Origin of the sequence: Bacillus sp. V3B (assembly GCF_024494465.1) — a bacterium.
GTDB lineage: Bacteria > Bacillota > Bacilli > Bacillales > Cytobacillaceae > Bacillus_BD.
Genome location: NZ_JAETXM010000052.1, coordinates 1 through 5,843, shown reverse-complemented (window position 1 = coordinate 5,843; position 5,843 = coordinate 1). Strand labels below are relative to the sequence as shown.

Here is a 5,843-nt window from a genome sequence, read left to right as displayed (position 1 = left end):
GTACTCATATAAACATCCTCCTAATATTTTTTAATCAACCCTATGTATCTATTATTATCATACTGGACTGATTGATTACTTTATTGATGAAGAAGTGGGGTAAGCATAATCCCAGCTGGCCCAACTCCGACAATACCTACTTTTGTTCACAAAGTTACCACTGTTTCGTTGAAAGCGGTTTGCATTGTCTAATAATATATTATACTTAAAAAATTTAGAATTGCAATTTATTTTTCTTATGTACGAAACAAATTAAATTTTTTTGATGTGTTTTTTATGGGACTATTTAACAAAAAAATGGCTGTTTTATAATCAGTTTAAAATGGCCTATTGCTTAAAATTTATACATTAGAAATGAAGAATACTAGTACTCTAAAAGGGGAATTTATTTGTTCATTTAGTGTATGAAGAATGATTTAAAGAACTGACATTTCAAGTTATTTTGGTAAAACTATAAATATAGTTAATAACCTGTAAACTATAAATAAAAAAGAAGTTTATCTGTGATTTCAATGGGTTTATTTTTGTTTTTTCTTATTGTCATTTCTTTTTTATTACCTTATTAAACAATTAAATTACTTTTATTGGAAGAAACCCTGCGGACTAGAGCAGCTACCCTGTCACTAGGCCTATAAGAGTTATTCTTGAGTTGTTTCTTCAGATTTTCGATTGTTCATTTTAGCGCTTTCATATTAGATAATTAGGAATAAACAAAGAAATAATGCATGATTAATATTTAACATGGCAGCTTTTTAAAAAAGGCCCAGTAACTCCTTCAATATATTCCCCACTCATAAAGTTTTTCAATTTATCAGTCACACTTAGATTAGTAATACTGTAATACTGTAATACATTTCTCTCATTTAGCCAATACTTAACAGTAAAGGATTAGATTAGTATCTAGGTGGGATAATGATGGAAGAAAAAAATTTTATATTTTTTATTGATAACAATGAGATTGAGGCTAAGCAAGGGCAGTCAGTCTTTGAAGCTGCTAGGGATAACGACTTTTTTTTACCAGGTATTTGCTCCTCCCAGCCTGATTTGGGAGTTGGAGTCATTCAAACTTGTGATACTTGTTATGTAGAAATTAATGGCGAATTACAGCGTTCCTGTACGACTAAGGTTGGGCCGGATATGAAGGTCAGTACTGCTTCTGAGAAGGCAAAAGCAGCTCAGTTGGAGGGAATGTCACGTATCCTTAAAAATCATGAACTATATTGTACCGTTTGTGATAATAACAACGGAAACTGTGTTGTTCATAATACAGCAGAGCACTTACAACTAGATCATCAAAAATATGAATTTACATCGAAGCCTTATCCTCCTGATAACTCTCACCCGTTTTATCGTTATGAACCTGATCAATGCATATTATGCGGTCTTTGTGTAGAAGCTTGTCAGGATCTTCAAGTTAGTGAAGTATTAAGTATTGATTGGGAGCGTGAACGGCCGAGAGTCATTTGGGATAATGATGTTCCGATTAATGAATCATCTTGCGTATCATGTGGACATTGTGTATCGGTTTGTCCTTGTAATGCTTTAATGGAAAAATCAATGTTGGGTAAAGCTGGCTATATGACAAATATTCCAAAAAACATTCTTGAACCAATGATTGATTTAACAAAAGAAGTCGAGCCAGGATATCAAGAGATTTTTACCATTTCAAATGTGGAAGCAGCTATGCGTGAGAATCGTATTAACCGAACAAAAACGGTCTGTACATACTGTGGAGTCGGCTGTAGCTTTGAAGTTTGGACGAAGGATCGAGAAATCCTGAAAATTCAACCCCAGCCTGAAGCACCAGTCAACGGAATTTCAACATGTGTAAAAGGGAAATTCGGCTGGGATTTTGTGAACAGCGAGAAACGGTTAACAAAGCCATTAATTAGAAAAGGTGAAAAGTTTTATGAAGCAACATGGGATGAAGCCCTTTCTTTTATTGCTGAGAAATTCCTTAGTATAAAAGAAGAAAATGGATCGGATTCTCTTGGTTTTATTGCTTCCTCCAAATGTTCAAATGAAGAAAACTTCTTATTTCAAAAACTGGCAAGGGCAATTTTCAAGACAAATAATATCGATAACTGTTCAAGATATTGTCAAACCCCTGCTTCTACTGGCCTAATGCGTACTGTAGGAATCGGAGGTGATTCAGGAACCATTAAAGATATCGCAAGTTCCGATCTCATCATTGTGGTTGGAGCAAACCCGGCTGAGTCTCATCCTGTCTTAGCAACAAGAGTTAAAAGGACGAATAAACTGCATGATCAAAAACTGATCGTAGCAGATTTACGAAAGAATGATTTAGCAGAAAGAGCAGATTTGCATATACATCCAAAGCCTGGAACAGACCTTGTCTGGCTGTCAGCAGTGACAAAATATATCGTTGATCAAGGCTGGGAAGATAAAGAATTTCTGAAACAACGTGTAAATCATGCAGATAAATATATCGAATCCCTTGAAAAATTCACACTTGAATATGCAGAGGAAATCACGGGATTATCAAAGGAAACACTAATTACAATTGCAAATATGATTCACAAAGCAAAAGGAACATGTATTTTATGGGCAATGGGTGTTACACAGCATATAAGCGGTACAGATACCAGTACAGCTATCGCAAACCTTCTTTTAATTACTGGGAACTTCGGAAAACCAGGTACAGGTGCTTATCCTTTGCGCGGTCATAATAATGTACAGGGTGCCTGTGATTTTGGCACGATGCCAGCCTGGCTGCCTGGATATGAGCCAATTGAAAATGATGAAGTCCGTGCTCGTTATGAAAAAGCTTGGGAAACAGAACTTCCAAAAAAACCAGGGCTCAATAACCATCAAATTGTTGAAGCCATTCAAGTCGGAAAAGTAAAAGGAATGTATTTATTTGGGGAAGAAATGGGATTAGTTGATTCAAATATTAATTATGTTCATGAAGCTTTCGAAAAACTAGAATTTTTTGTTGTACAAGATATCTTTTTCTCGAAAACAGCTCAATTTGCTGATGTAGTTTTACCTGCTGCACCTAGCCTTGAAAAAGAAGGAACCTTTACAAATACCGAACGGCGTATACAACGGTTTTACAAAGTTTTGGATCCCATTGGCGATAGTAAGCCCGATTGGGAAATTTTTCAGGAACTAGCAAATAAACTTGGTGCAAAGTGGAACTATTCACATCCTGGCGAAATAATGGATGAGGCAGCCAAGCTAGCTCCTCACTTCGCTGGAGTAAGTTACGAACGTCTAGAAGGATGGGAAAGCCAAGTGTGGCCAGTAAGTAAAGACGGGACCGACACTTCATTATTATACAAAGAAAAATTCCATTTTCCAGATGGAAAGGCACGGCTTTTCTTGGTGGACTGGACACCGCCATTTGAAGCGGGAGATGAATATGACTTACATCTGAATAATGGACGAATTTTAGAACATTTCCATGAAGGTAACATGACCTATAAATCAGAGGGAATAACATATAAAGTCCCTGAGCTATGGTTGGAGGTATCACCTGAACTTGCAGAGGAACGGAACATTCAAACAGGTTCTCTTGTTCGTCTTACGTCCCCTTACGGTCATGTAACTGTACGAGTATGGGTTACAGATCAAGTAAAAGGAAAAGAATTATACTTACCTATGCATACAACTGAAGGAAAAGGCGCAGTTAACAAGCTGACTAGCAGTTATCATGATAAAATCACACATACGCCAAATTACAAAGAAATGCAAGTGAAAATGGAAGTGCTTGAAAAAGATGGTGAATCACCATTACCTCACCATAATTTTCGATTTGGCAATCCACAGCCGCATATTGGGGTTGAGACGGATAAAAAATGGAATCGATCCGATTTTACCTCAATTCCAGAAATGGTAGAAAGTGAGGGGTTGATTGATGGCGAAAGCAATCAAGCAAATTGAGAAAATCCAGTATACATCTCAAGAAGAACAAGCACAGGATATAGCTGTATTAATGAAACAAATTACAGAAAATCGTGAATCCATAACAACAAGCCTTGAAATCTTGAAAGAGCTTCAACAATCAGGAGTGCTCGACATCCTAAAAGGATTTCTAAAAACAAAGGAAAAAGTAGGAGCGATTGCACTAGAACAAATAAATCAGCCTAGCATGCATAACATCATAAAAAACGGTTTCAATACAATTGAATTTTTAGGAACGCTTGATCCTGAAAAATTAAAAATCATTTTAAATGGGGTAAGTAAGGGCCTTGATGAAACATCAGAACGGATAGGGAAAAATGAACAAGTTAGCCTTTGGGGAATGGTGAAAGAAATGCGGGATCCTGATGTCAATATGGTACTTACATCGATGTTTGGATTTTTGAATGGGATGGGAAAAGAAATAGGAAAAGGACGAACTCATTGAAGACGGGACGGTGAAAACTTATTTTGATTACACGTACAATTTCTATTCCGAAAATGAGTAAAGCAGATGAAGAAAAAATGAATCATGCTTTACATGATGTATGGGGTGTTCGAAATATAAAGCTTAATCCCGATAAAGGAGAGGCGGTCATTTCCTATGACGAAAAAGCCGCTTCATTTATTGACTTTGAACAGGCCATTATTGATTGTGGATTTGAGATTACAGAAACGGGTGAACAAAACAGTTAAGGGAGGTAACAATATGCCTAGAATCTGTGAAATCTGTGGTCGTCAGGAAGAATTAGATGAAGAAGAGTATACATTTGACATTTTGGATGTATGCCCAGAATGCTCAAATGATCGTATTCATTTATCAAATTTAGAATAAGAAACAAAGGGACAGAAAATACTTTATTACCACGAATGATGTAAGTAAAAAACCCCATTCCTTTTAAAAGGAATGGGGTTTTAAAAATCAATAATTCTTTCTGGATGAGTATAAATATTTAATCGATCTTTTCGAGTGAAACCTATGGCCGTTATTCCTAAATCGTTTGCAAGTTCAAGAGCTAGGGAGGTAGGGGCAGACTTAGATAATATGATACCAGCTCCAATTTTAGACACTTTCAATAATATCTCAGAGGAAATTCTTCCGCTAAACACAATGACCTTATCTGTTAAACGAATTTTATTTTGAATACAATAACCATAAATTTTATCTAAAGCATTATGCCGGCCAATATCGGAACGTAAAATGATTAGCCCCTCCTTCGAGCATAGCGCTGCATTATGAAGCCCTCCTGTTAAATGAAACTCAGATGAACTCTCCTGCATTTTTCCCATTAATGACAGGCACTGACTCACTGAAATCTTTGTTCTTGTCATAATTGTTTTTGCAGTCTTAACGTCATTGGAAAAGAAAAATTGTCTGCTTTTACCGCAGCAAGATCCGATAAATCTCTTCGAAATCATGTCTTTATTTATTACTTTCTTATTATGTAATTCTACATAGATATATCCCTTGCTTTCGTCGATTGACAATGATTCGATTTGATCTAAATTTCGGATTAATCCTTCAGAAGCCAAAATGCCAACTGCAAGTTCCTCCAAATGTTCCGGGGAGCATACTAATGTTAAAAATTCTTCACCTTCTATCTTTATGGTTAATGGATATTCCACCGCAATATCATCATAATTCTCATCAAAGGATTCAGCATGATATCTAATTATCCTAACTTTCTTTAAATTCATTAGTAAATCACCTCCTGACAACTCCTTGTCCCTAAAAGTATTGACAACTTCGGTGTAAAAAAACATTTTAATCTATTTGAGTATATTTCATAATGTAATCCCAACCGAAAAACGAATGAAGTTAATCTAAATAGTTGCTTTATCAGTTTTAGGCGAGAATACCCCTTCCTCAAGGAATGTGAAGGGAGTTAGCCCAATGAGTAGGGAGGGGATGAATCGCG

At 36.0% G+C, this 5,843-nt stretch carries 5 protein-coding genes; 4 read left to right on the top strand and 1 reads right to left on the bottom strand.

Going from position 1 to position 5,843, the window contains the following annotated elements; all coding sequences use genetic code 11:
- Nucleotides 1-915: 915 nt before the first annotated feature.
- The 4 genes from fdhF to JMM81_RS22305 are packed head-to-tail and all read left to right on the top strand — an operon-like array spanning nucleotide 916 to nucleotide 4,759.
- A complete protein-coding gene (gene fdhF, locus JMM81_RS22320; RefSeq protein WP_256243754.1) occupies nucleotides 916-3,906 on the top strand; it encodes a formate dehydrogenase subunit alpha in 2,991 nt (996 codons plus the stop codon).
- The gene (locus JMM81_RS22315) at nucleotides 3,881-4,372 is read left to right on the top strand and encodes a helical membrane plugin domain-containing protein (RefSeq protein ID WP_256243753.1); all 492 of its coding nucleotides are present in this window, start codon (nucleotides 3,881-3,883) and stop codon (nucleotides 4,370-4,372) included. The genes fdhF and JMM81_RS22315 overlap by 26 nt, the downstream gene beginning before the upstream one ends.
- Nucleotides 4,373-4,395: 23 nt before the next feature.
- Complete coding sequence (locus JMM81_RS22310; RefSeq protein ID WP_256243752.1) at nucleotides 4,396-4,620, top strand: heavy-metal-associated domain-containing protein; 225 nt, start codon at nucleotides 4,396-4,398, stop codon at nucleotides 4,618-4,620.
- A gap of 13 nt (nucleotides 4,621-4,633) precedes the next feature.
- Nucleotides 4,634-4,759, top strand: coding sequence for a hypothetical protein (locus JMM81_RS22305; RefSeq protein WP_256243751.1), 126 nt, complete (start codon nucleotides 4,634-4,636; stop codon nucleotides 4,757-4,759).
- An 80-nt stretch (nucleotides 4,760-4,839) separates the two neighbouring features.
- On the opposite strand, the gene fdhD is transcribed toward JMM81_RS22305, so the two are convergent.
- The gene (gene fdhD, locus JMM81_RS22300) at nucleotides 4,840-5,622 is read right to left on the bottom strand and encodes a formate dehydrogenase accessory sulfurtransferase FdhD (protein WP_256243750.1); all 783 of its coding nucleotides are present in this window, start codon (nucleotides 5,620-5,622) and stop codon (nucleotides 4,840-4,842) included.
- Nucleotides 5,623-5,843 lie beyond the last annotated feature (221 nt).